At 62.2% G+C, this 26,498-nt stretch carries 28 protein-coding genes; 12 read left to right on the top strand and 16 right to left on the bottom strand.

Features of this window, described 5'->3' with window-relative positions; all coding sequences use genetic code 11:
* The first annotated feature begins 201 nt into the window (after positions 1-201).
* From C2L66_RS10400 to C2L66_RS10390, 3 genes are all read left to right on the top strand, one after another.
* A complete protein-coding gene (locus C2L66_RS10400; protein ID WP_082624892.1) occupies positions 202-348 on the top strand; it encodes a DUF3563 family protein in 147 nt (48 codons plus the stop codon).
* Between the two features lie 203 nt (positions 349-551).
* Positions 552-902: a superantigen-like protein SSL4 gene (locus C2L66_RS10395; RefSeq protein ID WP_060600223.1), complete on the top strand. Its 351-nt coding sequence runs from the start codon at positions 552-554 to the stop codon at positions 900-902.
* Between the two features lie 156 nt (positions 903-1,058).
* Positions 1,059-2,093: an ABC transporter substrate-binding protein gene (locus C2L66_RS10390; RefSeq protein WP_060600225.1), complete on the top strand. Its 1,035-nt coding sequence runs from the start codon at positions 1,059-1,061 to the stop codon at positions 2,091-2,093.
* A 33-nt stretch (positions 2,094-2,126) separates the two neighbouring features.
* Here the strand turns inward: C2L66_RS10390 and C2L66_RS10385 are convergent, their stop codons facing one another.
* Positions 2,127-2,972, bottom strand: coding sequence for a 23S rRNA (adenine(2030)-N(6))-methyltransferase RlmJ (locus C2L66_RS10385; RefSeq protein WP_060600226.1), 846 nt, complete (start codon positions 2,970-2,972; stop codon positions 2,127-2,129).
* A gap of 256 nt (positions 2,973-3,228) precedes the next feature.
* Complete coding sequence (locus C2L66_RS10380) at positions 3,229-4,200, bottom strand: potassium channel beta subunit family protein (protein WP_060600228.1); 972 nt, start codon at positions 4,198-4,200, stop codon at positions 3,229-3,231.
* Between the two features lie 215 nt (positions 4,201-4,415).
* Here C2L66_RS10380 and C2L66_RS10375 point away from each other — a divergent pair, with 215 nt between their 5' ends.
* Positions 4,416-5,213 carry a 3-hydroxybutyrate dehydrogenase gene (locus C2L66_RS10375; RefSeq protein ID WP_054930106.1) on the top strand — a complete coding sequence of 266 codons (798 nt, stop codon included), beginning with the start codon at positions 4,416-4,418 and terminating at the stop codon, positions 5,211-5,213.
* A gap of 48 nt (positions 5,214-5,261) precedes the next feature.
* Positions 5,262-6,512, top strand: a complete 1,251-nt coding sequence (locus C2L66_RS10370) for a DUF3734 domain-containing protein (protein WP_054930139.1) — start codon at positions 5,262-5,264, stop codon at positions 6,510-6,512.
* Between the two features lie 102 nt (positions 6,513-6,614).
* Here C2L66_RS10370 and C2L66_RS10365 read toward each other — a convergent pair whose 3' ends face one another.
* Entirely contained in the window at positions 6,615-7,814 is a 1,200-nt protein-coding gene (locus tag C2L66_RS10365; protein WP_036004205.1) for an amino acid aminotransferase, read from the bottom strand.
* A gap of 379 nt (positions 7,815-8,193) precedes the next feature.
* Here C2L66_RS10365 and uvrB point away from each other — a divergent pair, with 379 nt between their 5' ends.
* The 6 genes from uvrB to C2L66_RS10335 all read left to right on the top strand — a co-directional run bounded on the left by uvrB (position 8,194) and on the right by C2L66_RS10335 (position 14,414).
* The gene (gene uvrB, locus C2L66_RS10360; protein WP_054930107.1) at positions 8,194-10,287 is read left to right on the top strand and encodes an excinuclease ABC subunit UvrB; all 2,094 of its coding nucleotides are present in this window, start codon (positions 8,194-8,196) and stop codon (positions 10,285-10,287) included.
* Positions 10,288-10,684: 397 nt separating this feature from the next.
* A complete protein-coding gene (locus C2L66_RS10355) occupies positions 10,685-11,233 on the top strand; it encodes an iron transporter (protein WP_054930108.1) in 549 nt (182 codons plus the stop codon).
* Positions 11,234-11,321: 88 nt separating this feature from the next.
* Positions 11,322-11,657, top strand: a complete 336-nt coding sequence (locus tag C2L66_RS10350) for a cupredoxin domain-containing protein (protein ID WP_054930109.1) — start codon at positions 11,322-11,324, stop codon at positions 11,655-11,657.
* 63 nt (positions 11,658-11,720) lie between these two features.
* Positions 11,721-12,566, top strand: a complete 846-nt coding sequence (locus C2L66_RS10345; RefSeq protein WP_060600230.1) for an FTR1 family iron permease — start codon at positions 11,721-11,723, stop codon at positions 12,564-12,566.
* Positions 12,563-13,972, top strand: a complete 1,410-nt coding sequence (locus C2L66_RS10340; protein ID WP_054930111.1) for a 4Fe-4S binding protein — start codon at positions 12,563-12,565, stop codon at positions 13,970-13,972. The genes C2L66_RS10345 and C2L66_RS10340 overlap by 4 nt, the downstream gene beginning before the upstream one ends.
* A 34-nt stretch (positions 13,973-14,006) precedes the next feature.
* Positions 14,007-14,414, top strand: coding sequence for a GlcG/HbpS family heme-binding protein (locus C2L66_RS10335; protein WP_054930112.1), 408 nt, complete (start codon positions 14,007-14,009; stop codon positions 14,412-14,414).
* Positions 14,415-14,691: 277 nt separating this feature from the next.
* On the opposite strand, the gene hemP is transcribed toward C2L66_RS10335, so the two are convergent.
* The 4 genes from hemP to C2L66_RS10315 all read right to left on the bottom strand — a co-directional run bounded on the left by hemP (position 14,692) and on the right by C2L66_RS10315 (position 17,079).
* Positions 14,692-14,967, bottom strand: a complete 276-nt coding sequence (gene hemP, locus C2L66_RS10330; RefSeq protein WP_060600231.1) for a hemin uptake protein HemP — start codon at positions 14,965-14,967, stop codon at positions 14,692-14,694.
* 144 nt (positions 14,968-15,111) lie between these two features.
* Positions 15,112-15,603: an SRPBCC family protein gene (locus tag C2L66_RS10325; protein ID WP_036004224.1), complete on the bottom strand. Its 492-nt coding sequence runs from the start codon at positions 15,601-15,603 to the stop codon at positions 15,112-15,114.
* 39 nt (positions 15,604-15,642) lie between these two features.
* Entirely contained in the window at positions 15,643-16,041 is a 399-nt protein-coding gene (locus tag C2L66_RS10320; protein ID WP_054930114.1) for an OsmC family protein, read from the bottom strand.
* Between the two features lie 165 nt (positions 16,042-16,206).
* Positions 16,207-17,079 carry a pirin family protein gene (locus C2L66_RS10315; RefSeq protein WP_060600233.1) on the bottom strand — a complete coding sequence of 291 codons (873 nt, stop codon included), beginning with the start codon at positions 17,077-17,079 and terminating at the stop codon, positions 16,207-16,209.
* Between the two features lie 122 nt (positions 17,080-17,201).
* Between C2L66_RS10315 and C2L66_RS10310 the strand changes: the two genes are divergently transcribed.
* The gene (locus tag C2L66_RS10310) at positions 17,202-18,182 is read left to right on the top strand and encodes a LysR family transcriptional regulator (RefSeq protein WP_054930116.1); all 981 of its coding nucleotides are present in this window, start codon (positions 17,202-17,204) and stop codon (positions 18,180-18,182) included.
* A 386-nt stretch (positions 18,183-18,568) separates the two neighbouring features.
* Here C2L66_RS10310 and C2L66_RS10305 read toward each other — a convergent pair whose 3' ends face one another.
* The 9 genes from C2L66_RS10305 to C2L66_RS10260 form a co-directional block, all read right to left on the bottom strand.
* Positions 18,569-18,988 carry an ExbD/TolR family protein gene (locus C2L66_RS10305; protein WP_054930117.1) on the bottom strand — a complete coding sequence of 140 codons (420 nt, stop codon included), beginning with the start codon at positions 18,986-18,988 and terminating at the stop codon, positions 18,569-18,571.
* A gap of 16 nt (positions 18,989-19,004) precedes the next feature.
* Positions 19,005-19,736: a MotA/TolQ/ExbB proton channel family protein gene (locus tag C2L66_RS10300; protein ID WP_060600235.1), complete on the bottom strand. Its 732-nt coding sequence runs from the start codon at positions 19,734-19,736 to the stop codon at positions 19,005-19,007.
* Between the two features lie 43 nt (positions 19,737-19,779).
* Positions 19,780-20,508 (bottom strand): energy transducer TonB, encoded by a 729-nt coding sequence (locus C2L66_RS10295; RefSeq protein WP_060600237.1) that lies wholly within the window; start codon positions 20,506-20,508, stop codon positions 19,780-19,782.
* Between the two features lie 268 nt (positions 20,509-20,776).
* Complete coding sequence (locus tag C2L66_RS10285; protein WP_036004238.1) at positions 20,777-21,013, bottom strand: (2Fe-2S)-binding protein; 237 nt, start codon at positions 21,011-21,013, stop codon at positions 20,777-20,779.
* Positions 21,014-21,244: 231 nt separating this feature from the next.
* The gene (gene murI, locus C2L66_RS10280) at positions 21,245-22,156 is read right to left on the bottom strand and encodes a glutamate racemase (RefSeq protein ID WP_060600241.1); all 912 of its coding nucleotides are present in this window, start codon (positions 22,154-22,156) and stop codon (positions 21,245-21,247) included.
* A gap of 96 nt (positions 22,157-22,252) precedes the next feature.
* Entirely contained in the window at positions 22,253-22,729 is a 477-nt protein-coding gene (bfr, locus tag C2L66_RS10275; protein WP_060600243.1) for a bacterioferritin, read from the bottom strand.
* Between the two features lie 174 nt (positions 22,730-22,903).
* On the bottom strand, positions 22,904-24,427 hold the full coding sequence (locus tag C2L66_RS10270) for a fumarate hydratase (RefSeq protein WP_054930121.1): 1,524 nt from the start codon (positions 24,425-24,427) through the stop codon (positions 22,904-22,906).
* Positions 24,428-24,487: 60 nt separating this feature from the next.
* The gene (locus C2L66_RS10265) at positions 24,488-25,105 is read right to left on the bottom strand and encodes a TIGR00645 family protein (protein ID WP_060602570.1); all 618 of its coding nucleotides are present in this window, start codon (positions 25,103-25,105) and stop codon (positions 24,488-24,490) included.
* Positions 25,106-25,397: 292 nt separating this feature from the next.
* Complete coding sequence (locus C2L66_RS10260) at positions 25,398-26,297, bottom strand: DMT family transporter (RefSeq protein WP_060600245.1); 900 nt, start codon at positions 26,295-26,297, stop codon at positions 25,398-25,400.
* Positions 26,298-26,498 lie beyond the last annotated feature (201 nt).

The following is a 26,498-nucleotide window of genomic DNA, read 5'->3' as shown; positions in this document are numbered from 1 at the left end:
TCGACGGATCTCGAAAAATATACTGGAAATCAACGGTTTGACTGTGAAATTAACATGCACCATTCCAAAACGGAATGCACGTCATTCGTGCAATTCACTGGCAAGGTTGCACCAGAAGACTATAATCCGGGTTAACCCTTCTACGGGAAATCCCTGATGCCCAATTCACCGGGGATTCTTAACTGATCCTTGGAGTTCATCATGTTTGCATTTGTCATCGAAAAGCTGAGCAACTGGTTTGAAACGGCTGAACGTAGCCGTCGTGAGGCTTACCTGGCAGCATCGTCGGATATCGTCCAGCTCGAACAGCGTATCCGCGCGCTCGAAACCAGCGGCTACTCGCTGTAAGTCCTTCGCCCCGGCTCGCGCGGCATCCGTGCGCGGCGAGCCCCGGTTTGCAAGATCAAGCCCCGTCATGCGGGGCTTTGTCACATCTGGAGCCGATGGATTGCGCTACGCTGATCGCCGGCGACTAGCTCAAATACCTGTGCCGCGGTAAGGTATGATGTTTTCGCGATAACCGGCATTCCTACAAACATTCCGGGGCGCTCATGTTTTCAGACCACATGATTCATCTTCTGCGATCCGCTGCGGCGGTCGCGCTGCTCGGGGCGGCATCGACGGCATTCGCCGCCTCGCCGACGAGCCGGCCACCGCTGGTTCTCGACACGCAAGGTGGCATCAGCGACGGCCAGAGCGGCACTATCCTGACGACAGGGCCGCTGTCGCACAGCCGCATCGTCGAGGCACAACCGATTGCCGCGCCCGAGGAACTCGCGCCCAACGGTGCGCCGCCTTACATCGTGGCGCCGTATATCCAGTTGCCGGGCGCCACGCAGCCACCGTATCCGAATCCGTCGACGCCGCAGCCGCGGCCGCGATACGTGCCGCATTCGCAATAGTTCAGCCTGGCGCGGCGATTCGCGTCATTCGGGTTTCGGCGCATGGCGCACACTACGTCCTCAGACGACAATCGCTGCGCGATCATTGCCCGGGGCGTGCTTTGCACGCGTCCCACGCAGCGAGACGAACAACTCGAACAAAACAGGAGACAACGAATGCGCGACCTCTGGTTTCGTCGTGCCGCAAGTGCGTGCGCGGCGCTGCTGGCACTTGCAGTGCACCCTGCCACCGCGAAGGAAACGCCCGAAAAGCCGGCGCTCACCATGGCGGTCGGCGGCCTGCCGGGTCTCTACTATCTCCCGGTACTGACGGCCTCTCGACTGGGCTTCTTCAAGGACGAAGGGCTGGACGTGACGCTCGAGGATTTCGCGGGCGGATCAAAGGCGCTCGAAGCAGTAGTGGGCGGCAGCGCGGACGTCGGCGCGGGCGCATACGAGCACACAATCTTCATGGCGGCAAAAGGCCAGCACTACCGCGCATTCGCGTTGATGGGGCGCGCGCCGCAGATCGCCGTCGCGGTGACGAAAAGCAAAGCTGACACGCTGAAGTCGCTGGCTGATTTCAAAGGCGCGAAGGTGGGTGTGAGCGCACCCGGTTCATCGACCGATCTCGTGCTGACCGTCGCGTTGCGCAAGGTCGGCGTGCAACGCAGCGATATCTCGGTGATCGGCGTAGGCAGCGGCGCGACGGTGATTTCCGCAGTGAGCAACGGGCAGGTCGACGCGCTGTCCAATGTCGACCCGATGATGACGAAGCTGCAACGCTCGGGCGATATCAAGGTGCTGGTCGACACACGCACCGTGAAGGGCACGCAGGAAGTGTTCGGCGGGACGATGCCCGCGGCGACGCTCTACGCGCCGGACAGCTTCATACAGAAGAATCCGAAGACGATACAGGCGTTGGCGAATGCAATCGTGCGCGCGGACCGCTGGCTTCAGACGGCGAGCGATGACGACATCGTGAAGATGGTGCCGCCCGCCTATCTGCTCAACGACAAGGCGCTATACATCGACGCGTTCCACAATGTCCGTGAAGCCTATTCGCCCGACGGCCTGATGCCGGCTGACGGACCGCCTACGGCGCTGCGCGCGCTCGCTTCATTCGATACGCGGCTCGACGCGTCGAAGGTCGACCTGAAGGCGACCTATACGAACGACTTTGCTCGCAAGGCGGCCGAACAGGTCAAGTAGCCGCACGCCCAACGGGCCAGCCTGTTGAGCAGTTCAATCGCCGCGATGCTCGATCTTGAACTGCGCGGCCTTGTCCTGGCCCAGCACCTCGACGAGCCACGGCAGCGTTTCCTTCAGCATCTTCGCCAGCGTGTAAGGCGGATTGAGAATGAACATGCCGCTGCCGAAGAGTCCGAAGCCATCGCTTGGCGGGCTGCTGACGGTCAGCGAAACATGTAGCCAGTTCTTGTCCTGCAACCGTTTCAACTGCTCGGGAAAGCGCTGTGATTCCGGTCGCGCGACTTGCGGATACCAGACCGCATACGTGCCCGTCGCAAACCGCTTCAGACTTTCTTCGACGCAATTCAGCGTGCGTCCGTAGTCGCGCTTGTCTTCATACGACGGGTCGACGAGCACGAGCGCGCGACGCGGCGCAGGCGGCAGGAGCGGCTTGATGCCATCGAACCCGTCGCCCGCGAAGAGCATCGCGCGACGGCCTGCGTCGCGGAAATTGTGACGTAGCACGTCGATCTCGGTGCTGTGCAATTCGAACAGACGCATGCGGTCCTGCTCGCGCATCAGGCGCCACGCGAGATAAGGCGAGCCCGGGTAGTAGCGCAATTCGCCGTCGGCATTCAGCGCGGACACTTCCTCGACATAGTCCGCCAGCATGGGCGGCAAATCCTTGCGATTCCACAGTTTCGCAATGCCCGTTTCGAACTCCCCGGTCTTGGTCGCGTAGCCTTCCTTCAGCGAATAGACACCTGCGCCCGCGTGCGTGTCGATGTACCAGTACGCCTTGTCCTTTTGTCCGAGGTAGCGCAGCAGCTGCACGACGACAGCGTGTTTCAGGACGTCGGCGTGGTTGCCTGCGTGGAAAGCGTGGCGGTAACTGAGCATGGCGATGAAGGCGCTAGTGAAGAAGCGAATTAGGCGGTCGCCGCACGGGACGAATGCCGATGAAAACATTGCGCAAAGCGCCGTGCCTCGGCTTCCGGTCGCGCGGCCGCGGGGTCGAACGTCGGGGCTGCGTATTGTACGCGAGGTACGCCAGCGGACCGACCCGCCCGCCGCCAACTCGCCCTCCAACTCGGCGCCCATTCGCCGCGGCAGGCCGCATGCATGGTTCGTGCGGCCCGCGCAGCGGGTCCAACGGTCACTGATAGCCGTCGCCGACGATGGCTTCGATCTTCTCCTTGAGCTCCGGCGTGATCTGCGCGACGACGTCCTGCGCCTTCATGTTTTCCGCGATCTGCTCGACACGCGATGCGCCGGTAATGATCGTGCTGACGTTCGGATTCGTCAGGATCCACGCGAGCGCCAGTTGCCCGATGGTGCAGCCGAGTTCGTCAGCGACTTCGCCAAGCTGGCCGACCACGCTGTTCTTGCCGGAGTCGGTCAGTTCCTTGCGCAGCCAGTCGTAGCCTTGCAGTTCTGCGCGGCTGCCGGCAGGCACGCCGTTGCGATACTTGCCTGTAAGCAGACCGGAAGCGAGCGGGCTCCACGTCGTGAGGCCGAGGCCGATGTCTTCATACAGCCGGCGATACTCCTGCTCGACGCGCTTGCGATGGAACAGGTTGTATTGTGGCTGCTCCATTACGGGCTTGTGCAGATGATGCCGCTCGGCAATCTCGTATGCCGCGCGAATTTCATCGGCGCTCCATTCAGATGTGCCCCAGTAGAGCGCCTTGCCGCGCGTGATCATGTCGCTCATCGCCCACACGGTTTCTTCGACGGGCGTGTTCGGGTCGGGACGATGACAGAACACGAGATCGACATAATCGAGCTGTAAGCGCTTGAGCGAGTGATCGATCGCGTTCAGCAGATACTTGCGGTTGAGCGTGTGGTACTGGTTGGGCGCTTCGTTGAGCCCCCAGAAGAACTTGGTCGAGACGATGTAGCTCACGCGCGGCCAGTTCAGTTCTTTTAGCGCTTCGCCCATGATCTGCTCGGACTTGCCGCCCGCGTAGACCTCGGCGTTATCGAAGAAATTCACGCCCGCGTCGCGCGCGGCCGCGAGCGATTCCCGCGCGGCGCGCCGGTCCACCTGATTGCCGTAAGTCACCCATGAGCCGATGGACAGCTCGCTGACTTGCAGGCCGGAACGGCCGAGACGTCGGTAGTTCATGCAGATCTCCTTTTGTGAATGTCATAGCCGGAACCCCACACATTAATCCGATTCGGGAACACGTGCCTTTGGGTGTGTAGTTCGCGTTGCTTCATGCACAATAGCGGAGTCGGCCGCAGTGCAACAATAGACCGGACGGCATATGCCATTCGGCCAGCTTTACGGTGGCTGCGCGCCATGTTGTCATTGCTCAATCAACTGCATGGAGGTTCTGGATGTCGTCATCTAACGATAGTCTGAAAGGCAAGGTTGCCGTCGTCACGGGCGCGGCGAGCGGCATCGGCAAGCAGATCGCATTGACGCTGTCGGCGGCGGGCGCGGCCGTCGCGATTGCGGACCTGAACCAGGACGGCGCGAACGCCGTCGCCGAAGAGATCAACAAGGCGGGCGGCAAGGCGCTCGGCGTCGCGATGGACGTCACAAATGAAGACGCCGTGAACCAGGGCATCGACAAGGTGGCGGCCGAGCTCGGCTCAGTAGATATCCTGATTTCAAACGCCGGCATTCAGATCGTTAATCCGATCGAGAACTACTCGTTCTCGGACTGGAAGAAGATGCAGGCCATCCACGTCGACGGCGCATTCCTCACCACGAAAGCCGCGCTCAAGCACATGTACAAGGACGATCGCGGCGGCATCGTGATCTACATGGGCTCCGTGCACTCGCACGAAGCTTCGCCGCTGAAGTCGGCTTACGTGACGGCCAAGCATGCGCTGCTAGGCCTTGCGCGCGTGCTTGCCAAGGAAGGCGCGAAACATAACGTGCGCTCGCATGTCGTATGTCCGGGCTTCGTGCGCACGCCGCTCGTCGACAAGCAGATTCCGGAACAGTCCAAGGAACTGGGCATCAGCGAGGAAGAAGTGGTCAAGCGTGTGATGCTCGGCGGCACGGTGGACGGCATTTTCACTACGGTCGAAGACGTCGCGCAGACGGTGCTGTTCCTGTCGTCGTTCCCGACGGCCGCGCTCACGGGCCAATCGTTCATCGTAAGTCACGGCTGGTATATGCAATAAACCCGCAATAAACCCGCAACAAGCGCGCAATAAGCGAGGAGGGTGATGATGGCGCAACGCGATTCACAACGCAGTGTGAAGCGGGCACGCGCAGGCGGCGCCGGCGCGGGCGAAAGCGGGCAGGCGGGCACGGCGCCCGGCGTTCGCGCCAGTCATCACGCGGCGCTGCCCCAGTACGAGACCATCGCGCTGATGCTGCAAGGCGGCGGCGCGCTCGGCGCCTATCAGGCGGGCGTCTATCAGGGGCTCGACGAGGCTGGCATCCTGCCCAACTGGCTGGCGGGCATTTCAATTGGCGCGCTGAACACGGCGATCATTGCAGGCAATGCGCCCGAGCATCGCGTCGAGAAATTGCGCGAGTTCTGGGAGACCATCTGTCAGCCGGCCTTTGGTCCGCCCATGCCGCCCGCCGTCGAGCAGGCTCTCTTCAATTCGACCGACACGGTGCGCAAGGCGTTCACCGCGATGCAGGCAGTCGGCGCACTCGTCGACGGGCAGAAGGGTTTTTTCACACCGCGTTTTCCGCCGCCATTGCCGGCGGTTTCCGTTCCGCCCCAACTCGCGAGCTACTACGACACCACGCCGCTCAAAGCGACGCTCGAGCAGCTATGCGATTTCGACCGGATCAACTCGAAGGAAGTGCATGTCTCGGTTGGCGCCGTGAATGTGCATACGGGCAACTTCGCCTATTTCAGCAATGCGCATCAGACGCTGAAGCCCGAGCATTTCATGGCATCGGGCGCGTTGCCACCGGGTTTCGGAGCCGTCGAGATCGACGGCGAGTATTACTGGGACGGCGGACTGATGTCGAACACGCCGTTATACGAGGTCGCGCAAGCCAGTCCGCGCCGCGACACGCTCGCGTTTCAGGTGGACTTGTGGAGCGCGCTGGGTCCCGTGCCGGACAACATCACCGATGTCCAGGGCCGGATGAAGGACATTCAGTATTCGAGCCGAACGCGTCTCGTCACGGACACGATGCAGCGCACGCAGCGCTTTCGGCATGTGCTGCGCGAAGTGCTCGATCGCGTGTCGCCCGAACATCGCAATGATCCATGGTGCAAGCTCGCCGAAGAGCTATCGTGCTCGAAGCGCTACAACATCATTCACCTGATCTACGGCAACAAGGAATACGAAGGCCACTACAAGGACTTTCAGTTCGGTTTGTCGACGATGCGCCAGCACTGGGAAAGCGGCCTCGAAGACATCCGCAATTCGCTTGCGCAGCCGGGCTGGCTCGATATGCCCAACAACGATGCAGCCTTCGTCACGCACGACATTCATCGCGACTTGCGTTGAGCGCATTCTCCACGTCGACGACATGAAAAAAGGCGCTCGAAACGAGCGCCTTTTCAATTGCAAGCAGTAGGAGACGACGTCAAGCCGTCTCGCTGACAAGGCTTACTTCAGGACAGCAGCAACCGCGTTAGCCACCACGTCCAGGTTGCGCGTGTTCAGCGCAGCCACGCAGATGCGGCCCGTGCTGACGGCGTAGATGCCGAACTCTTCGCGCAGACGGTCCACTTGCGCAGCCGTCAGGCCCGAGTACGAGAACATGCCGCGTTGCGCGTTGACGAAGCTGAAGTCGCGGTCGATGCCGGCTGCCTTCAAACGCTCGACCAGACCGTTGCGCATCGCGCGAATACGGTCGCGCATTTCGCCCAGTTCCGTTTCCCACGTCGCGCGCAGTTCCGGCGAGCCGAGCACGGCAGCGACAACCGCGCCGCCGTGCGTCGGCGGGTTCGAGTAGTTCGTGCGGATCACGCGCTTGAGTTGCGACAGCACGCGCGCCGCTTCTTCCTTGCTGCCCGTGATGATCGACAGCGCGCCGACGCGTTCGCCGTACAGCGAGAACGACTTCGAGAACGACGACGACACGAACACGTTCAGTTCCGATTGCGCGAACAGGCGCACCGCGGCGGCGTCGGCATCGATACCGTCGCCGAAGCCCTGGTAGGCGATGTCGAGGAACGGCACGAGTGCACGCGCCTTCACGACTTCGACCACCTGCTTCCACTGGTCGACCGTCAGATCGACGCCCGTCGGGTTGTGGCAGCACGCGTGCAGCACGACGACCGTGCCCGCCTCGTAGCTGTTGAGCGCGGACAGCATGCCCTCGAAATTCACGCCGTGCGTCTTCGCGTCGTAGTACGGATACGAGACGACCTCGAAGCCCGCGCTTTCGAACAGCGCGCGGTGGTTTTCCCAGCTCGGATCGCTGATCGCGACTTTCGATGCGGGGTTGACGCGCTTCAGGAAGTCCGCGCCGATCTTCAGCGCGCCCGTGCCGCCCAACGCCTGTGCCGTGACGACGCGGCCAGCAGCGATCAGCGGTGAATCGTTGCCGAGCAGCAGCTTCTGCACGGCTGCGTCATAGACGCCAATACCTTCGATGGGCAGATAGCCGCGCGGCAATGCCGCTTCGATGCGTGCCTTTTCTGCTTCGCGCACGGCGCGCAGCAGAGGAATCTTGCCTTCTTCATTGGTATACACGCCAACGCCAAGATTGACCTTGGTCGTGCGCGTATCTGCGTTGAAAGCTTCGTTCAGGCCCAGAATCGGGTCGCGGGGAGCGAGTTCGACAGCGGAGAACAGAGACATGATGATTCGGCAGTAGTGAAAAGAGGGAACACTTGGGATGCAGCCAGGAACCGATGCGCCGTGCGGCGACCGGGTTCGGCAATTGCGGCGGAAAGTCCTGAACTAAGGTTCCGGCGACGCATTCGACCGACGGCCGCGCTGGCGCGCAACGTGCCATTGTAACGAATCTCACCGGGTTTTTTGACATCGGCGCGGCCCGCGAGGGGATTAATTTGCAATGAAAACAGCGATCTGGCGATGTTTTCATGCCGCGTCCGCATCAATCCGGGCGCAGCAGCGGACATGCGGCGGCCGCGTCCCGGGCGTCCGGCGAGGCGTCAGCCCGCCTGTACGCAAACCGCTAGAATAGTCGTTTGCTCCCGGCCGAGGTGCCGCTTCCATGTCCGAACATCATCTGAGTGAAGTCCACGACGCTCTCGACGAATCCAAATTCGTGACGTTCGAGGGCTCCCCGTTCCAGCTCTATCAACCGTATCCGCCCGCCGGCGATCAGCCGACGGCCATCGACACGCTGGTCGAAGGCGTCGAGGACGGTCTGTCGTTCCAGACGCTGCTCGGCGTGACGGGCTCCGGCAAGACTTACACGATGGCGAACACGATTGCGCGGCTGGGCCGGCCGGCCATCGTCTTCGCGCCGAACAAGACGCTCGCCGCGCAGCTGTACTCCGAGTTTCGCGAGTTTTTCCCGCGTAACGCCGTCGAGTACTTCGTCTCGTACTACGACTATTACCAGCCGGAAGCGTACGTCCCGCAGCGCGATCTGTTCATCGAAAAGGACTCGTCGATCAACGAGCACATCGAGCAGATGCGTCTGTCGGCCACCAAGAGCCTGATGGAACGGCGCGACGTCGTGATCGTCGCGACGGTATCGGCGATCTACGGTATTGGTAATCCGTCGGAATATCACCAGATGATTCTGACGCTGCGCACCGGCGACAAGATGGGGCAGCGCGACATCATCGCGCGCCTGATCGCCATGCAGTACAACCGCAACGAAGCCGACTTCGCGCGTGGTTCGTTCCGCGTGCGCGGCGACACGATCGACATTTTCCCTGCCGAGCATGCGGAAATGGCCGTGCGCGTCGAACTGTTCGACGACGAAATCGATACGCTGCAGTTGTTCGATCCGCTCACGGGCCGCGTGCGGCAGAAGATTCCGCGTTTCACCGTCTATCCGTCGTCGCACTATGTGACGCCGCGTGAGACGGTGATGCGCGCCGTCGAGACCATCAAGTCCGAGTTGCGCGACCGCCTCGAATTCTTCTACGGCGATGGCAAGCTCGTCGAAGCGCAGCGGCTCGAGCAGCGCACGCGTTTCGATCTGGAAATGCTGCAGGAACTGGGTTTCTGCAAGGGCATCGAAAACTACTCGCGGCATTTCTCGGGCGCCGCGCCCGGCGAGCCGCCGCCGACGCTGGTCGACTATCTGCCCACCGACGCCATGATGTTCCTCGACGAATCGCACGTGCTGATCGGCCAGTTGAACGGCATGTACAACGGCGACCGCGCACGCAAGGAGAATCTCGTCGACTACGGTTTCCGGCTGCCGTCCGCGCTCGATAATCGCCCGCTCAAGTTCAACGAGTTCGAGCGCAAGATGCGGCAGGTCGTGTTCGTGTCGGCGACACCCGCCGATTATGAAAAGAAGACGTCGGGGCAGGTGGCCGAGCAGGTCGTGCGCCCAACGGGCCTCGTCGATCCGGAAATCGAAGTGCGGCCGGCGCGCACGCAGGTCGACGACGTGCTGGCCGAGATCAACGAGCGCGTGAAGGCGGGCGACCGCGTGCTCGTCACGGTGTTGACCAAGCGCATGGCCGAGCAGTTGACGGAGTTTCTCGCCGATCACGGCGTGAAGGTGCGCTATCTGCACAGCGACATCGACACCGTCGAGCGTGTCGAAATCATTCGCGATCTGCGCCTGGGCACCTTCGACGTGCTGGTCGGGATTAACCTGCTGCGCGAAGGTCTGGACATTCCCGAGGTGTCGCTCGTCGCGATTCTCGATGCCGACAAGGAAGGTTTCCTGCGCGCCGAGCGTTCGCTGATCCAGACCATCGGCCGGGCTGCACGTAATGTGAACGGCAAGGCGATCCTCTACGCCGACAAGACTACCGACTCAATGAAACGCGCGATCGACGAAACCGAGCGGCGGCGCGCGAAACAGATCGCGTTCAATGAGAAGATGGGCATCGTGCCGCGCGGCGTGGTGAAGCGGATCAAGGACATTATCGACGGCGTCTACAACGTCGATGAAGCGCGCGCTGAGCTAAAAGAGCAGCAGGTTCGTGCGAAGTTCGAAGACATGTCCGAAAAGCAGCTCGCCAAGGAGCTCAAGCGGCTTGAGAAGCAGATGATGGAGCACGCGAAAAATCTCGAATTCGAAAAAGCGGCTCAGGTGCGCGACCAGCTCGCGTTGCTGCGCGAGCGAGTGTTCGGCGCGAATGTCGGTGATCATCTGACGGGCACGGACTAGCTCTCGTCCGCGTTCCAGCCGTTGCGGGAAGGCGACGGGGCGCGGCGCTTTGCCGCCGCGCATGTCGTGCCATGTCTCCTCGCTCCAGTTCAGCCGCAATGCCATTGCGGCGCCCCGCCGGGAACACCGCGAAAACGGCTCTTAAGCTTCCCGTAAGACCCTGTTGCAGCAAGGCTTTCGACGCTTTCGCATTTGTCTCTCCCATCGAACAGTGATAAACTGATTCAAGTATTGAGAATGGTTCGCATTACCGTTCGTTAGTGCTTTCGCAATCGCGTTGACGGTATCGGACAATTCGTGAAAGACGTGAAGACCACGCGCTTGCGAGACCTCTTCAACGCGCCTTTCCGAGTTCGGCTTTTCGTTGCTTCAGTCTAAAAAAACCAAAGGAGTTTCAATGCGCGTTTCGTCAATCTTGAGCGGCGGAGTAGTTGCCCTCGCTGCCGTTGCCGCGATGTCGGCGTCGGCCGCTGAATATCCGATCGGCAAGCAGCAGATCCGAGGCGGGATGGAAGTCGGCGCGGTCTATCTGCAGCCGATCACGATGGATCCGGAAGGCATGATGCGCAAGGCGTCGGATTCCGATGTGCACCTCGAAGCGGACATCCATGCAGTGAAGAAGAATCCGACCGGGTTCGCAGAAGGTGACTGGATGCCTTATCTGCAAGTGCACTACGAACTGACGAAGCCGGGTTCGAACTACGACCAGAAGGGCGACCTGATGGCGATGGTTGCCGACGACGGTCCGCACTATGGCGACAACGTCAAGCTTGCCGGCCCGGGCAAGTATCACCTGAAGCTGATCGTCGAACCGCCGATGCAGGAAGGCCACATGGCGTTCGGCCGTCACGTCGACAAGGAAACGGGCGTGGGCCCGTGGTTCAAGCCGTTCACGCTCGAATACGATTTCACGTTCGCGGGCATCGGCAAGAAGGGCGGTTACTGATCGGTGTCGATCGCATCGCGATCCCTGATGCCGTGACGAGCGGCAATGAGCGGCGCGTGAGAGCGCGCCGCATTTTTAGGAAGGATGCATGAGAGTCAATCAGAAGCTTGCCGTTCTCGCGATGGCGGCATCGTTCTTCGGCGCGGCGCACGCCGCCGAGGAAGCCGTGACGTTCAAGCTCGAAATGACGGACGGCAAGCTGACGCCGGCGCGTATCGAAGTGCCTGCGGGCAAGCGCATCCGGATCGAAGTGAAGAACACGGGCAAGGGCGCGGCGGAGTTCGAAAGCGTCGAGTTGCGCAAGGAAAAGGTTCTGGCGCCGGGCGCCGAATCGGTGGTGGTGATCGCTCCGCTCGATCCCGGCACCTACAAGTTCTTTGATGATTTCCATCAGCAGGCGCAGGGCGTGATCGTCGCCAAGTGACGTCGCGGCAGCACGGGCCGTAATACGGACGCGTGGCGTCCACTGAAGTGGTTGGAGGTTTCGATGGGTCAGGTAGTGTTCATCGTTTGGCGGGAAAGCGTCGAGGCGCTGCTCGTCGTCGGCATTCTGTACGCGTGGCTGAAGAACGGCGACGAACAGGCGCGTCACGGTCTGCCGTATCTGTGGGCGGGCGTCGCGGCGGGCATTCTGGCCGCGATCGGCCTGGGCGCGGCGCTGGTCGGCTTCACCGAGGTGCTATCCGGCGATGCGCAGGATTATTTCCAGACTGCGATGGTGCTGATCGCCTGCGTGCTGATCGTGCAGATGGTGATCTGGATGAAGTCGCACGGGCGCACGCTCAAGCGCGACATGGAACAGTCGCTGAAGAAGAGCACGCAGAACGCGAACTGGTGGGGTGTCGCGGTGCTCGTCGCGCTGGCGATCGCGCGTGAGGGCAGCGAGACGGTCATTTTCCTGTACGGCCTGGGCTTCGGCCAGTCGGGCCACGTCGGCATGGACCAGATCATTGCCGTGCTGCTCGGCCTCGGTCTCGCATTCGTGACGTTTTACCTGCTGCAGCTGGGCGGCAAGATTTTCTCGTGGCGCCTGTTCTTCCGCGTCACCGAAATCATGCTGCTGTTCCTCGGCGCGGGGCTGTTCCAGACGGGCGTCGACAAGCTGATCGACAAGGAAATCCTGCCGACCATCGTCGATCGCATATGGAACACGTCGATGATTCTCGACGACTCCAGCACGTTCGGCTCGCTGGTCGCGACGCTGACGGGTTATCGCGCGCATCCGGCGCTGATGAACCTGATCACGTATGCGCTCTACTGGGCCTTCGTGTGGTATCTGATCCGCCGTTCGAAGCGCGTTCCCGCGCAACAGGCGGCAGGGCGCGCGGCATGACGACGGTAGTCGCAAATCGCCGCAGCCGGCTTGCGGAAGCCGGCAACTGGATGCAGCGCCACGGCGCTGCCATCCGCGGCATCCAGTGGGTCGTCGTTGCCGTCTACGCTTTCCTGATTCTCGTGCCCGCATTCACCGAACTGCCGGGCGACACCGCGCATCTGTGGAACAACCTGACGCTCGCGGCGCAGTTCGTTTTCTGGGGCATCTGGTGGCCGTTCGTGCTGCTGTCGATGGTGATGCTCGGGCGCGTCTGGTGCGGCGTGCTGTGCCCCGAAGGCGCGCTCGCGGAGTTCGCCAGCAAATACGGACGAGGCTGGGCGATCCCGCGCTGGATGCGCTGGGGCGGCTGGCCGTTCGTCGCCTTCGGTCTGACGACGATCTACGGTCAGATGGTCAGCGTCTATCAGTATCCGAAAGCGGTCTTGCTGGTGTTAGGCGGATCGACCTTTGCCGCGATGATCATCGGGTTGTTGTACGGTCGAGAGAAGCGTGTCTGGTGTAAGTACCTGTGCCCCGTCAACGGGGTTTTTTCGCTTCTGGCGCGCCTCGCGCCGTTCCACTACAAGGTCGACGAAGACGCGTGGCGCCGGTCGTACAAGGAAGGCGAACACGGGCATCGCGTGATCCCCATCAACTGCGCGCCGCTCGTGCCGTTGCGCAAGATGGAGGGCGCCTCCGCCTGCCATATGTGCGGCCGCTGCAGCGGGCACCGCGACGCGATTGCGTTGACGTGGCGCAAGCCGTCGTCGGAAGTCGTGAATCTCGGCGACAAGCAGGCGAGCGCCTGGGACACGGCGCTGATTCTCTATGGCCTGCTGGGCATCGCGATCGGCGCGTTCCACTGGACGGGCTCGCCGTGGTTCATCGACGTCAAGCAATCGCTTGCGACATGGCTTATCGATCACGACATCATGTGGCCGCTCGACACGAACGCGCCGTGGTTCCTGTTCACGCATTATCCGGAACAGAACGACGTGTTCTCGTGGCTCGACGGCACGATGATCATCGCCTACATCCTCGCGACGGGCGTGGTCTACGGCACGGCGCTGCTCGCGTTGCTGGCGGGCGCGACCCGCATGCTGGGGCGCTTCGACAGGACGCGCCTGCATCATCTTGCGCAAGCGCTGATTCCGATTGCGGGCACCGGTGTGTTCCTCGGTCTGTCGGCGACGACGCTGTCGCTGCTGAAGGCCGAACATGTGCCGCTCGATTGGGCGTCGGACGTGCGCATCGCGATTCTCGTGATTTCGAATGCGTGGAGCGCGTGGCTCGCGTGGCTCGTGACGCGCCGCTACACGGCGCGGGTTTTCCAGCGCGCGTTGTCGGTGGTATGGTTCATGGCAGCACTGGCCGTCGTCGATAGCGCGTGGTGGCTGATGTTCTGGTACTGGCCGGCACATTGATCGGCGGCGCGCCGCGTATCCGAGCGAGGCGCCCGTGAGAACCAAACCCGTATTGACCGACGAAGACATCGGCAAGATAGCCGCCGCTGCGCAAGCGCATGCGGCGGCGAATCACTGGACCGTGACGATCGCGATTCTCGACGACGGCGGTCATCTCCTGCATCTGCACCGTATGGATGGCGCGGCGCCCGGCACGGTCGACATGGCGACCGCGAAAGGGCGCACGGCCGCGCTCGGGCGCCGCGAAACCAAGGTCTACGAAGACGTCATCAAGCAGGGGCGCATCGCGTTTCTGAGTGCGCCGCTCGCCGCCTTCGTGGAAGGCGGTGTGCCCATCGTCGTGGAAGGCGAGACGGTGGGCGCGATCGGCGTGTCGGGCGTGAAGTCGGAGCAGGACACGGCGATTGCACGCGCGGGCATTGCCGCGCTCGAATTGCGCTGACGGTTCCGTACGCCCCCAAAACACAGAAGCCGCGCAGACGATGTCATCTGCACGGCTTCGCTTTCATCATTCATGAACGTTGCGCGATTCATAAGCGCATACGTCGCGGTGAGAACCAAAAAAAACGGCCTGGCTTGCTTCGACGGCTGGCTTGGTGTCTGCACGAAGGGGTCTAGATCTCGCGTGCAAGCCGTCGTGGCTGGCTAGTGCCCAACACCTCTCTGGGAGGTGGTCCCCACAATACCCGGTACTCAATCAATCTTTACTGCGGCATTCGTTACTTCGTCAGAATCAGTTTACCCAGTCGCGTTGCGCGCAACTGATACGTCTCGCCGTTGTGCATGATGCTCACATGACTGCGGCCCTGAAGCAGCGCATCGCTGCGCAACACGCGCTCCGACGTTTCTGCTGTGGCCGGCGCTGCGTCGTTGCCGTTGGCTGCATGGCGTTCCGCAGGCGACGCCGTCATCGATTTGGCGGGACGACCGGTCGTCAGTGCCGCTGCCGCGGGGCGGCGCAGGCTAAGCGTGGAAGAGCGTGTCATGTTCGTCATGCTTGCCGTTGGTGTTCGTCGATTCGTTAGATTGATTCTAAATGATAACCATTCCCATTTACAAGGTTTCAAAACTAATCGGTTTGGTGTTTCGATAGGCGAGGGGATTTGCGCCGCCCAGGAGGCTTGGGCGGCGCGCGAGATTCAGTGCAACTGGTCAGGCGTATTGCGCGCGCTGACGTACTGGCGGATGAGGCGGACCGTATCGATGTCCGACTCGCGATACGCCGATTTCACGATCTCTTCCGTTTGATGCGCGTCCGGGTCGACGTTCTGGTCCGCGGATGGCAGGCTCGTCTTGTACTCGAAGCGCAGGAAGAGCTGCAGTTCGTCGGGCTGCTCGATGGTCATCGTCAGCGAGCCGCCGACGTAATCGGCCGTCGCGCTGATGTCGTAGCGCACGCTTTTTTGCGGCGTGAGCGTGACGTGGTCGCGCACGGTTGCCTGGCCGTAGTGCAACTCGCGCTCCATCGTGCTGTCCGTGCGCGACAGGATCGAGCAGCTGTCGAGGCCCATCACGAACAGTTGCGGCTGCTCCGCGCGCAGCACGAGCCCTTCCCACAACTGTTCGCGCGTCAGCGATTCGACGAGCGGATTGAGCGGATCGTTGATCTGAATGAGATGTTCGAAGTTCAAGACGACAGCTTCCTCTTAAAGCTCAAGGTTCACGCACTATCAGGCAACGGCCAGGCCCGTGCGGATCGAGATCGGATTGCTCAGGATCTTGTGCACGGGGCATGCATTGGCTATTTGCAGGAGTCGTTCCTGCTGTTCGTCCGACAGATTGCCCGTCAGGACAATTTGCCGGTCGATCGCCGTGCCGTCGCCATCTTTCTGCATCGACAGCGTCACGCGCACTTCTTCGAGCGGCCAGCCTTTACGCTGTGCGTACATTTTCAGCGTAATCGACGTGCACGCGCCGAGGCTCGACAGCAGCAGGGAGTTCGGCGTCGGGCCACGATCGCCGCCGCCCAGCGACTCCGGTTCGTCGGCGAGCCATGTGTGTGTGCCGTCGTCGAACAGCACCTGGAAATCCGTCGAGCCGATGTGTGCGGTGACCTTCGTGTCTGCCATGCGCGCTCCTGTGCGGGACGTTGAGTCAGAACGTTCAGTGGGAACGCTCGGTTGGAACGATAGCGCCGCGCGGCGCATGACGCGGCGCGCGGCTCGAACCGCTATTGTGAACGAATTTGCTGCGATTCGCGGCTGAGCGCCTGCCGCGAAAAGCCGTATGGACGGCTAGTGCGTGATCTGCCCCATGCGGCCGGCCTGATAGTCGATGACAGCCTGCCGGATTTCGTCTTCGGTATTCATCACGAACGGGCCGTAGCGCACGACAGGCTCGTTCAGCGGCACGCCGCCGAACAACAGCACGTCGAGCGGTTCGGCGCCCGCGGCGATCGTCACCGTGTCGCCGTCGTTGTCGAAGACGATCATCTGCTGCGCGTCGATTTCCAGCCGCTCGTCGCTATAGAGGCCTTTTCCCGACAGCCCATAAGCGAACACCCGATAGTCGCGCGGCACGGGGTGCACGATCTGCGCGCCAGGCTGCAGCGTGAAATGCTGATAGAGGATCGGCGTGCGCGTTTCGATCGCGGCCTTCACGCCGAGCGCCTCGCCCGCAATCACTTTCACGCGGACCTTGCCGTCTGCGGATGTTGCAACGGGAATCCCCGCCGACGGCATTTCCTGATAGCGCGGCGCGATCATCTTGTCGCGCCTGGGCAAGTTCACCCACAGTTGCAGGCCATGCACGCGGCCGCCCGTCGCGACGAACGACGGATCGGGCATTTCGCTATGCACGACACCTGCGCCCGCCGTCATCCATTGCACGTCGCCCGCGCGCAGCGTGCCCGAGTGGCCCGCCGAATCCTTGTGACCAAACTGGCCTTCGAGCACGTACGTCACCGTTTCGAAGCCGCGATGCGGGTGATCAGGCGCGCCTTTCGCCTCGCCGGGCGCGTAGTCGACGGGGCCCATTTCGTCGAGCAGAAGAAATGGGTCGAAATCCATCAGCATGCGGGTCGGAAACGGGCGGTGGACGACGAAACCGCCGCCTTCAACCGTGCGTACGGAAGGATACGTGCGTTCGATCGTGCGGGTCGCGCTCATCAAAATCACCTCGAAAATTGGGGAATAGCGTTATTTCTGAAACATAGGGCTATTATATGGACCGTTTTGGGCCGTAACAGGCTGTCTATCGCAATGGATTGTTCTGCTAGTGAAACGATGACATGAAGATCGATTCGCATAACCTGAATGACCTGATGTACTTTTCGCAGGTCGTCGAACATGGCGGATTCTCCGCCGCCGAACGCGTGCTCGGCATTTCGAAGTCGCGCCTGTCGCGCCGGCTGACGGAGCTGGAGGCGTCGCTGGGCGTGCGTCTTTTGCAGCGCTCGACGCGCAAGCTCGCGCTGACGGAAGCCGGGCAACTGTTCTACCAGCACTGTCAGGCGATGCTGTCGGAGGCGCAGGCGGCCGTCAACGTCGTCCAGCAGTTGCGCTCGTCGCCGCGCGGCACGGTGCGCGTGAGCGTGCCCGTGACGATCTCGCAGACCATCATGTCGCAGATCATGCCGGAGTTCATGCACCGTTTCCCCGAAGTGCGCGTCGTGATGCGCGTGACGAACCGCGTGGTCGACCTGTTCGAGGATTCGATCGATGTGGCGCTGCGCGTGCGTTCGGAGCCGCCCGAAAACGCGAATATCGTCGTGCGGCCGCTGTGGCGTACGCAGCAGATGCTGGTCGGCGCGCCGAGTCTTCTGAGCCAGAACGCGCCGCCGCTCGAGCCCGCTGACCTGAAACGCTTCGAAACGCTCGATACGCCGACGGGCGACGGCCGCCACGTCTACAACCTGATCGCGCCCGACGGCACGCGCCACGCGCACGACCATGAGCCGCGCCTCGTGACGGCCGACCTGATGATGATCCTGGAAGCGGCGCTCGCGGGCGTCGGCATCGCGGCGTTGCCGGAAATGATGTACGGCGCCGCGCTGCGCAGCGGACGGCTGTCGCCCGTGATGCCGGGCTGGACGCTGCCGTCGCCGCAGCTATACGCCGTGTTTCTGTCGCGGCAGGGCATGGTGCCCGCCGTGCGGACCTTCGTCGATTATCTCGTCGAGATGCTCGACCCCGACACCGGCAAGCATATTCAACAGGAATGCCCGGAGCGCGAAGCGAAGAATCTGCGGCTGAAAGCAGCTGTGGCGTGATGCCTCTGGCGCGTACTTTCACGCGCCCGCAGGAAGTGAAATACCTTTTCGCCATGCAAGCGCGGCCGGCGATGGATACTTTCAATGGCCGCAGGCTTGAATGGAAAAGCGCACGGGCTTATATTGAAATCCCTTCGCTAAGGAGTGTCCTATGCGAAAAATCACGGCCGCTTTGATAGCGAGCCTGATAGGGCTGACAGCGGTGTCCGTGTCGACCACGGCGTTCGCATGCGGTGATCAGGTCCAGAGCAGAAGCGATGGTAAATGATCCCGCCGCCCGAAGGCGCCGAGTGCGCATGAAAAAAGGCCTTCATCCGACGATGAAGGCCTTTTACTTTGAGCCCTGAAAAACAGGGCTTTTGTTCGAACCGAGGTAGGCGGCGCGCCTATTTCGACTTCGGTTCCGTGACGAAACCGATCTTCGTCAGGCCGCCTGCCTGCGCCGCCGACATCACCTGCGCCACCTTTTCGTACGCGACCTTGCGGTCCGCGCTCAGATGCAGCTCCGGCTGCGGCTCCTGCTGTGCAGCAGCGGCGATCTTTGCCTGCAGCATGTCGTCGGAGATCTTCTGGTCGTCCCACGACACGTTGCCGTCGGCGTCGATCGAAACCGTCACCTGCGCAGGCTTCGTGTCTTCCTTCTGGCTGCTCGCATGCGGCAGATCGATCTTCACCGCATGGCGGATCACGGGGATCGTCACCATGAATACGATCAGGAGCACCAGCATGACGTCGACGAGCGGCGTCATGTTGATTTCATTCATGAGGCCGTCGTCATCGTCGCCGGCGAAAGGGCTCATTGCCATCGCTATGTCTCGCTATTTAGTTGGCGCGGGTCGCGAGCCGAAGACCGTCTCCGCGTTTCGACGACGACAGGCGGGCGCCCGTGACGAAGAACGCATGGAGGCCGTGCGCAAAGCGGCTCAGCTTGCTGACGATGCCCTTGTTGGCGCGCGTCAGCGCGTTGTAGCCGAGCACGGCGGGAATGGCGACAAACAGACCGAAGGCCGTCATGATGAGCGCTTCGCCGACGGGGCCCGCGACCTGATCGATCGACGACTGGCCCGACGCGCCGATGCCCAGCAGTGCGTGATAGATCCCCCACACCGTGCCGAACAGGCCGACGAACGGCGCCGTGCTGCCGATCGACGCGAGCACCGCGAGGCCGCTCTGCATGCGCGCGACGCTTTCGTCCATGGTGTCCTTCAGGCAGCGCGTGATCCAGTCCGACACGTCCATGCGGTCGTGCAGATGCGGTTGCGTCTGATGATGGTGATCGGCGGCTTCCTGGCCCGACAGCGCGAGCGCGAGGAACGGGTTCTCGGCCGGCGACGACGTGCCGCTGCCAAGCTTCTTCATGCCGTCGGCGACATCGTCCGAATGCCAGAAGGCTTTTTCGGCGTTCCTCGTCAGGCGGTTCAGGCGCATCACGTTCCAGCTCTTGACGACGATCACGGTCCACGACAGCACCGACATGATCAGCAACGTCACCGCGATGCCGCGTGTGACGAAATCCCCTTGTGCCCAGACGTGGGCAATACCGTAGTTCTGCATGGCAATTCCTTTTTTCTTTGAAATGCTGGTCAGCTGATCAATGTCAATTGTTCAGGCTGAAGTCGAACGGCTGGACGGCGGGCACGCGAGTCGGCTCGCCGTCCACCAGATAGGGCTTGCACGAACTGGAGCGAATCGCGTCGAGCGCGGCCTGATCGAGACGATCGGAGCCGCTGCTCTTCTTCAGTTCGATGTTCTCGATCCGGCCCGACGCCGACAGAACGAACTGCACGACCGCGCGGCCGGTTTCGCCGCGGCGGCGCGACATCGCCGGATAAGTCGGCTCGACGATGCTGCAACTCAGATGCGACGCGTCCTTGGGTGCCGTGATCGACATCACCGGCTTCGCAGCGGGCGCGGCGGGCGCAGCAGGCGCGGCCGGGGCCGGCGGCGCGGGCGGAGCCGGTTCGGGCGCGCTGATCTCGTGCTGCGACGGCGCTTGTGCGACGGGCATTGGAGCCGGCGTGGGCTTCGGCGTCGGGCGCGGCTGCACCTTCGGCTTGACCTTCTGGATGGGCACGGGCTTCGGCGGCGGCGGGGCCGATTCGATCGCGACGGGCGCGGCGGCAGGTGCCGGCGGCGGCAGCAGTTCGGCCGTAATCGTTCGTGGAGTTTCGACCGGCAAAGGCGCCACCGTGCGTACCGTGAACGCAATAGCGAGCGCGATGACGTGAAGTCCGATGACGATGCCCGTCACCGTGGCGATACGCGGGTTGATTCGAGCGGAAGCTTCCGGCGCGAAGCCGGTTGGGAGAGAAGGCGTGGCCTGCATGGTCAGCGTGGCGGCGCGCCGGCAATGCAGCACGTCATGCAAAACAGCGTCATGTTCGGAATATCAGCAGCGAAATACAAACGGTGGTCAGAAAACCGATCAGCAATTCCATCTCGAACTCCTCGAAGAATGGCGTCGCTGGCTGGTATCCGACTGGCTTGCTGACGGCGGAAACGAAAACAATGCAGCGCCCGATAATGGCACGCTTTTCGAAGCACTACGTTGAAACGCATCAAAGGCCGGAAATGAAACCGGCCTGGAACCGGCTTCAGGCGGCCTTACGTTCGTAGAACGTCAGAGGCGCCGTTTGCGTGTGGTGCTCGACGCCACAGCGGCTCGCACACACGCCGCTTTGCGCCATCACGTCGCGCACGGACTCCTCGCACTTGCCGCAGCACATCGCGACGCCCAGCTCGAACTGAAGCTCGTCGAATGAATCGACGCCTTCCGCGATCGTTGCACGGATTTTCCGGTCGGACACTGACTTGCACACGCAGACAATCATGACAGCTCGCGATAGCTAACGTTAATGCGAATTATTATCATTTTGTTTGGTCGGTTTGGCAAGCCTCCCGGGCAAAATTTTGTAACAAAACCAGCCTGTTAGAAGGGTTTCGTCCGGCGCCGCACGATCGCTCAAGTCGCGGCGGGGCGCCATGCGGGCGGTTTCCGTCGGGCGACGGGTGTGCATTTGATGCTGTGGAGACGGCTGGCGCCGCCGCCCCGTGCGCGAGCCTCAGGCGGCGTGCGAATCCGGCGCGATCGTACGGCGCGACGGGATGTGCACGCGCTCGACGGGCGCGTCGATATCGAGCAGCGTCGCCGCAAGCTGTTTGAGATGCGCGCCGTCGCTGGTCGAACAGAAGCGCGGCTGCGGCACGGTGTCGCGCGCGGGCGAACGCAGCCCTTGCTGGTCGAGCACGCGCTCCAGTTGCCGTGCAATCGCGACGCTGGTGTCGATCAGCGTCAGCCGGTCACCCGCGATATCGCGGATCGCCGCATCGAGAAACGGGTAGTGCGTGCAGCCGAGCACCAGCGTATCGGCGCCGGCGTCGAGCATCGGCTGAAGGTAGCTTTCGATCAGCGCGCGCAGTTCCGGCGAGCCGATGTCGCAGCGTTCGACGGCCTCCACCAGGCCGAGACCCGGCTGGCACAGAAACCGGCAGTCACTGGCGTAGCGTTCGAGCAAGCCCTGGAAGCGGGCGCTGCGCAGCGTCACGCGGGTCGCGAGCACGCCCGCCACGCGCGATTTCGACTGCAGCGCCGCGGGCTTTACGCCCGGTTCGACGCCGATCAACTGAATCGGCAATTTCTCGCGCACCAGTGCGATCGACTGCGCGGTCGCCGTGTTGCACGCCACGACCAGCGCCTTCGCGCCCTGCGCGACGAGCCATTCGCCGATTGCGAGCGTGCGGTCGGCGATGAAATCGTCGTCGCGTTCGCCGTAGGGCGCATACAGCGAATCCGCGACGTAGATGAGCGCTTCGTCCGGCAGCTGCGAGCGGACCGCGCGCAGCACCGACAATCCACCCAGACCCGAGTCGAAAATGCCGACGGGCGCGCGCGGGTCGAGCGAGGTGAGTGGCGGGACGGAAGCGGAGGTAGCGGAGGCGGGGGACGAAGCGGTCATGGTTTCGACGGAAGCCATATAAGGAAATCCGCGCAGCGCGTGTGAACGAACGTTGCGCGGATCGGACCGCAGAAGTGTATCAGGAGTGAGGGGGCTTCCTGCCCGGGCGTCGTCTTATTCCTGCGAGCCCATCGCCGACTGCTGATAGTTCTGGATACCGACCTTGTCGATCAGGTCGATCTGCGTTTCGAGCCAGTCGATATGTTCTTCGGTGTCGTCGAGAATCGTCGTGAAGATTTCGCGCGAGATGAAATCACGTACCGACTCGCAATAAGCGATAGCTTCCTTGCACGTGCCTTGCGAGATGTATTCGAGTTTCAAATCGCATTCGAGAATTTCTTTCGTTTCTTCGCCGATCAACAGCTTGTGCAGATCCTGCAGATTCGGCAGGCCGTCGAGCATGAAAATGCGTTCGATCAGCATGTCGGCGTGCTTCATTTCGCCGATGGATTCGTCGTACTCGTGCTTGCCCAGCTTCTCGAGACCCCAGTGCTTGTACATCCGCGCGTGCAGGAAATACTGGTTGATCGCGGTCAGTTCGTTCTTCAACTGGGCGTTCAGATATTCAATGACTTTTTTATCGCCTTGCATGACGTTTCCTCTTCAAGAGCTGGGTTTTCCAACAACAATAAACGTCTGAAAACCAAAAGCCAAGGACGAATATGGTTGTTGAGAATCATTCACGCAATTTAATTTGCATTTCGCGTGAATAATAAAAAAGCCGGGACTATAACGTCCCGGCTTCCGTAAAACAATGAGAAATCTTTAAGCGGTAGCGACGGGAATCTTACCGATCTTCGCCTGCCATTCCTTCGGTCCCGTCTGGTGGACCGAGGTGCCGTTCGAATCGACGGCGACCGTCACGGGCATGTCCTGCACGTCGAATTCATAGATGGCTTCCATGCCGAGGTCTTCGAACGCGAGCACCTTCGCGCTGCGGATCGCCTTCGACACCAGATACGCCGCGCCACCCACAGCCATCAGGTACGCCGCTTTATGCTTCTTGATTGCCTCGATCGCGACGGGGCCGCGCTCGGCCTTGCCGATCATCGAGATCAGGCCGGTTTGCGCGAGCATCGTTTCCGTGAACTTGTCCATGCGCGTGGCCGTGGTCGGGCCTGCCGGGCCGACAGCTTCGTCGCGCACCGGGTCGACGGGGCCGACGTAGTAGATCACGCGGTTGGTGAAATCGACGGGCAGCTTTTCGCCCTTGGCCAGCATGTCGGCGATGCGCTTGTGCGCGGCGTCGCGGCCCGTCAACATCTTGCCCGACAGCAGCAGCGTCTGGCCCGGCTTCCACGACGCGACTTCTTCCGGCGTCAGCGTGTTCAGGTCGACGCGCTTGCTCTTCTCGGTGTCGGGCTCCCACTGCACCTTGGGCCATGCGTCGAGCGACGGCGCTTCGAGCTTCGCGACGCCCGTGCCGTCCAGCGTGAAGTGCGCGTGGCGCGTGGCCGCGCAGTTCGGGATGATCGCGATGGGCTTTGACGCCGCGTGCGTCGGCGCTGCCATGATCTTCACGTCGAGCACCGTTGCGAGGCCGCCCAGGCCCTGCGCGCCGATACCGAGCGCGTTGACCTTCTCATGCAGTTCGACGCGCAGTTCCTCGATCCAGTCTTGCGGGCCGCGCGCGATGACATCCTGAATGTCGATCGGGTCCATCAGCGATTCCTTCGCCATCAGCATCGCCTTTTCAGCCGTGCCGCCGATACCGATGCCGAGCATGCCGGGCGGGCACCAGCCCGCGCCCATCGTCGGCACGGTTTTCAGAATCCAGTCGACGATCGAATCCGACGGGTTCAGCATGGCGAACTTGGACTTGTTTTCCGAGCCGCCGCCCTTGGCCGCGACCTGCACGTCGACCTTGTCGCCCGGCACGATCTCGTAGTGGATCACGGCGGGCGTGTTGTCCTTCGTGTTCTTGCGCGCGCCTTCGGGCGGGCTCACGATCGACGCGCGCAGCACGTTGTCCGGGTTCAGATAACCGCGGCGCACGCCTTCGTTGATCATGTCGGTGACGGACATCGTCGCCCCGTCCCAGCGCACGTCCATGCCGACCTTCACGAACACAGTGACGATGCCCGTGTCCTGGCAGATCGGGCGCTTGCCTTCGGCGCACATGCGGCTGTTCGTGAGAATCTGCGCGATCGCGTCCTTCGCGGCCGGGCTTTCCTCGAGCTCGTACGCGCGGCCGAGCGCCTCGATGTAGTCGAGCGGATGGTAGTAGCTGATGTACTGCAGCGAGTCCGCAATACTCTGGATCAGGTCTTCCTGTTTGATGACGGTCATGGCTAGGCTCAGTGGGGCAGTGTGGCGTTTTGTATCGCGGCCGCGTGACAATGCGGCCGGTCAGGCGCCTTCAGGGGAGTTGGAAATCGTTGTGTTCTTGCCGTGCGCCGCAGCGCCGCGTGCGGCGGGCTCGTGAAAATGCTCCGGGTGCGTATGCGTGGTCAGGCGGTCGACGAATGCCATCACCAGCGCGGACACGAGGAACGTGACGTGGATGATGACTTGCCACATCACGGCCTGCTGCGTGTGCTTGTCCGGGTCGATGAAGGTCTTCAGCAGATGAATCGACGAGATGCCGATCAGCGCCATCGACAGCTTCACCTTCAGCACGCCCGCGTTCACATGGTCGAGCCATTCGGGCTCGTCAGGATGACCTTCCAGGCCGAGGCGCGAGACAAAGGTTTCATACCCGCCGACGATCACCATGATCAGCAGGTTCGAGATCATCACCACGTCGATCAGGCCGAGCACGACGAGCATGATGTTGGTTTCGTCGAGCGTCATGGCGTGCGTGACGAGGTGCCAGACTTCCTTCGCGAACAGCACGACATAGACGCCCTGCGCGATGATCAGGCCCAGATACAGCGGCACCTGCAGCCAGCGGCTCATGAAGATCACGGAGGGCAGAAGGCGCATGCGGCGCGGCTGGCCGGGCAGAGTGGGACGCGGAGCGGTCATGTAGGGTCGGCGTAGTGTTGGCGCTTCTTGGTGACGGATCGTGGCGACGGATACGGCGGGCACGGACGCGCTCGCATCGACGGCGGCGGATCGCGTAAAGAGCGAACAGCCGGCAGTCAGCGGCCCCGGCGGTGAAACCGGCCGGCGAAGCGCGTTGGGCGCGATATTGTACAGCGTGATCCATGACAGCCATGTCGAGGCGCGCAACCGGGCAGATGGCGCCCGGGACAGCGTGGCGCAGCGGGCGTGCGCCATGCCTTGCTTCGTGCCGGGTTTTCGTGCCGGTTTCGCGCTAGGAAGCGACGGGCGGCACGCGCCGCGCCTTCAGGCTCGCCAGGGCGATGCCCGCGACCACGCAGGCGAGCGCGACGCCATGCGCGAGCGTCGGCCGCTCCTCGAGGAACACGATCCCGTAGATCGCGGCGGCGACGGGCAGCACCGCGCTGAACACGCCCGCGAGACTGCCCGGCACGTGGCGGATGCCTTTCATCCACAGCCAGAACGAGAAGATGCTCGCCGACAGGCCGTACCACAGCACCAAGGTCCAGATGCCGGCGGGCACGCTCGTGTAATGGAAGGTGAGCAGCGATGACGCGCCGAGCGGCAGCATCAGCAACAGGCCGAACAGGTGCGTGTACGCGCAGATGTCGATGGGCGCGAGGGTCTGCGTGAGCCGGCGCGACAGGATCACATAGAGCGATTCGCAGCAGACCGCGCCGAGCACCATCAGGTTGCCGGCGAAGGAGCTTTCACTGGATGCGCCCGTGGCGGCGCCCGCGTGCGCGAGATTGATGACGACCACGCCGGCGATCGCCAGCGCAATCGACGCCAGTGCGCGGCGATCGGGCTTTTCCTTGAGGAAGATCCACGAGAATAGCGCGACCACGGCGGGAATCGTGCTCGTGATGACGCCCGCCGCAACCGCGCTGGTCCGATGCACGCCGTTGAGCATCAGCAGCGTAAAGCCGAAGGTGCCGAACAGCGCTTGCAGGAAGAGATTGAACCATTCGCCCGCCTTCACGCGGCGCAGCTTGCTCACGCGCAACAGCGGCCACAGCACGGCCATGGCGATCACGAAGCGCAGCAGGGCAAAGAGGGGAACGGGAACGAATGCGACAATCGACTTGCCGATGCCGACATTGCTGCCGACCAGCAGCATCGCGGCGATCAGGAACAGTGAGTAGCGGTTCAAGCTGGAATCCGGACGGCGAGATCAGTTAGCATTGTAAAAGGGCGCTAACAAGGGTGCAAAACGGGGCTGTGCCGTCCAACCCGCCTTGCGGACTGCTTTCTGCGCCGCACCTGGTGTTTATCCTGACACGCGCTGGTCGTTCACGTAAGAACGCGGTAAGTAGCAACGCTTATCGTGGGAAGTGATCGAAGCTGATGAAGG

This window comes from Paraburkholderia caribensis (assembly GCF_002902945.1).
Lineage (GTDB): Bacteria > Pseudomonadota > Gammaproteobacteria > Burkholderiales > Burkholderiaceae > Paraburkholderia > Paraburkholderia caribensis.
The sequence above is the reverse complement of the archived record's forward strand: the minus strand, read 5'-3'. Positions and strand labels throughout refer to the sequence as shown.

What these genes read in the sequence shown, in the direction of transcription:
- C2L66_RS10345 (WP_060600230.1), top strand. Translation starts at nt 11,721, where the DNA reads ATGGGTCAGGTAGTGTTCATCGTTTGGCGGGAAAGCGTCGAGGCGCTG.
- C2L66_RS10310 (WP_054930116.1), top strand. Translation starts at nt 17,202, where the DNA reads ATGAAGATCGATTCGCATAACCTGAATGACCTGATGTACTTTTCGCAG.
- C2L66_RS10390 (WP_060600225.1), top strand. Translation starts at nt 1,059, where the DNA reads ATGCGCGACCTCTGGTTTCGTCGTGCCGCAAGTGCGTGCGCGGCGCTG.
- C2L66_RS10285 (WP_036004238.1), bottom strand. Translation starts at nt 21,013, where the DNA reads ATGATTGTCTGCGTGTGCAAGTCAGTGTCCGACCGGAAAATCCGTGCA.
- C2L66_RS10315 (WP_060600233.1), bottom strand. Translation starts at nt 17,079, where the DNA reads ATGAGCGCGACCCGCACGATCGAACGCACGTATCCTTCCGTACGCACG.
- C2L66_RS10365 (WP_036004205.1), bottom strand. Translation starts at nt 7,814, where the DNA reads ATGTCTCTGTTCTCCGCTGTCGAACTCGCTCCCCGCGACCCGATTCTG.
- C2L66_RS10375 (WP_054930106.1), top strand. Translation starts at nt 4,416, where the DNA reads ATGTCGTCATCTAACGATAGTCTGAAAGGCAAGGTTGCCGTCGTCACG.
- C2L66_RS10385 (WP_060600226.1), bottom strand. Translation starts at nt 2,972, where the DNA reads ATGCTCAGTTACCGCCACGCTTTCCACGCAGGCAACCACGCCGACGTC.
- C2L66_RS10340 (WP_054930111.1), top strand. Translation starts at nt 12,563, where the DNA reads ATGACGACGGTAGTCGCAAATCGCCGCAGCCGGCTTGCGGAAGCCGGC.
- C2L66_RS10305 (WP_054930117.1), bottom strand. Translation starts at nt 18,988, where the DNA reads ATGGCAATGAGCCCTTTCGCCGGCGACGATGACGACGGCCTCATGAAT.
- C2L66_RS10380 (WP_060600228.1), bottom strand. Translation starts at nt 4,200, where the DNA reads ATGAACTACCGACGTCTCGGCCGTTCCGGCCTGCAAGTCAGCGAGCTG.
- C2L66_RS10270 (WP_054930121.1), bottom strand. Translation starts at nt 24,427, where the DNA reads ATGACCGTCATCAAACAGGAAGACCTGATCCAGAGTATTGCGGACTCG.
- C2L66_RS10400 (WP_082624892.1), top strand. Translation starts at nt 202, where the DNA reads ATGTTTGCATTTGTCATCGAAAAGCTGAGCAACTGGTTTGAAACGGCT.
- murI (WP_060600241.1), bottom strand. Translation starts at nt 22,156, where the DNA reads ATGGCTTCCGTCGAAACCATGACCGCTTCGTCCCCCGCCTCCGCTACC.
- C2L66_RS10355 (WP_054930108.1), top strand. Translation starts at nt 10,685, where the DNA reads ATGCGCGTTTCGTCAATCTTGAGCGGCGGAGTAGTTGCCCTCGCTGCC.
- C2L66_RS10370 (WP_054930139.1), top strand. Translation starts at nt 5,262, where the DNA reads ATGGCGCAACGCGATTCACAACGCAGTGTGAAGCGGGCACGCGCAGGC.
- C2L66_RS10295 (WP_060600237.1), bottom strand. Translation starts at nt 20,508, where the DNA reads ATGCAGGCCACGCCTTCTCTCCCAACCGGCTTCGCGCCGGAAGCTTCC.
- C2L66_RS10300 (WP_060600235.1), bottom strand. Translation starts at nt 19,736, where the DNA reads ATGCAGAACTACGGTATTGCCCACGTCTGGGCACAAGGGGATTTCGTC.
- C2L66_RS10265 (WP_060602570.1), bottom strand. Translation starts at nt 25,105, where the DNA reads ATGACCGCTCCGCGTCCCACTCTGCCCGGCCAGCCGCGCCGCATGCGC.
- hemP (WP_060600231.1), bottom strand. Translation starts at nt 14,967, where the DNA reads ATGACGAACATGACACGCTCTTCCACGCTTAGCCTGCGCCGCCCCGCG.
- C2L66_RS10320 (WP_054930114.1), bottom strand. Translation starts at nt 16,041, where the DNA reads ATGGCAGACACGAAGGTCACCGCACACATCGGCTCGACGGATTTCCAG.
- bfr (WP_060600243.1), bottom strand. Translation starts at nt 22,729, where the DNA reads ATGCAAGGCGATAAAAAAGTCATTGAATATCTGAACGCCCAGTTGAAG.
- C2L66_RS10350 (WP_054930109.1), top strand. Translation starts at nt 11,322, where the DNA reads ATGAGAGTCAATCAGAAGCTTGCCGTTCTCGCGATGGCGGCATCGTTC.
- uvrB (WP_054930107.1), top strand. Translation starts at nt 8,194, where the DNA reads ATGTCCGAACATCATCTGAGTGAAGTCCACGACGCTCTCGACGAATCC.
- C2L66_RS10395 (WP_060600223.1), top strand. Translation starts at nt 552, where the DNA reads ATGTTTTCAGACCACATGATTCATCTTCTGCGATCCGCTGCGGCGGTC.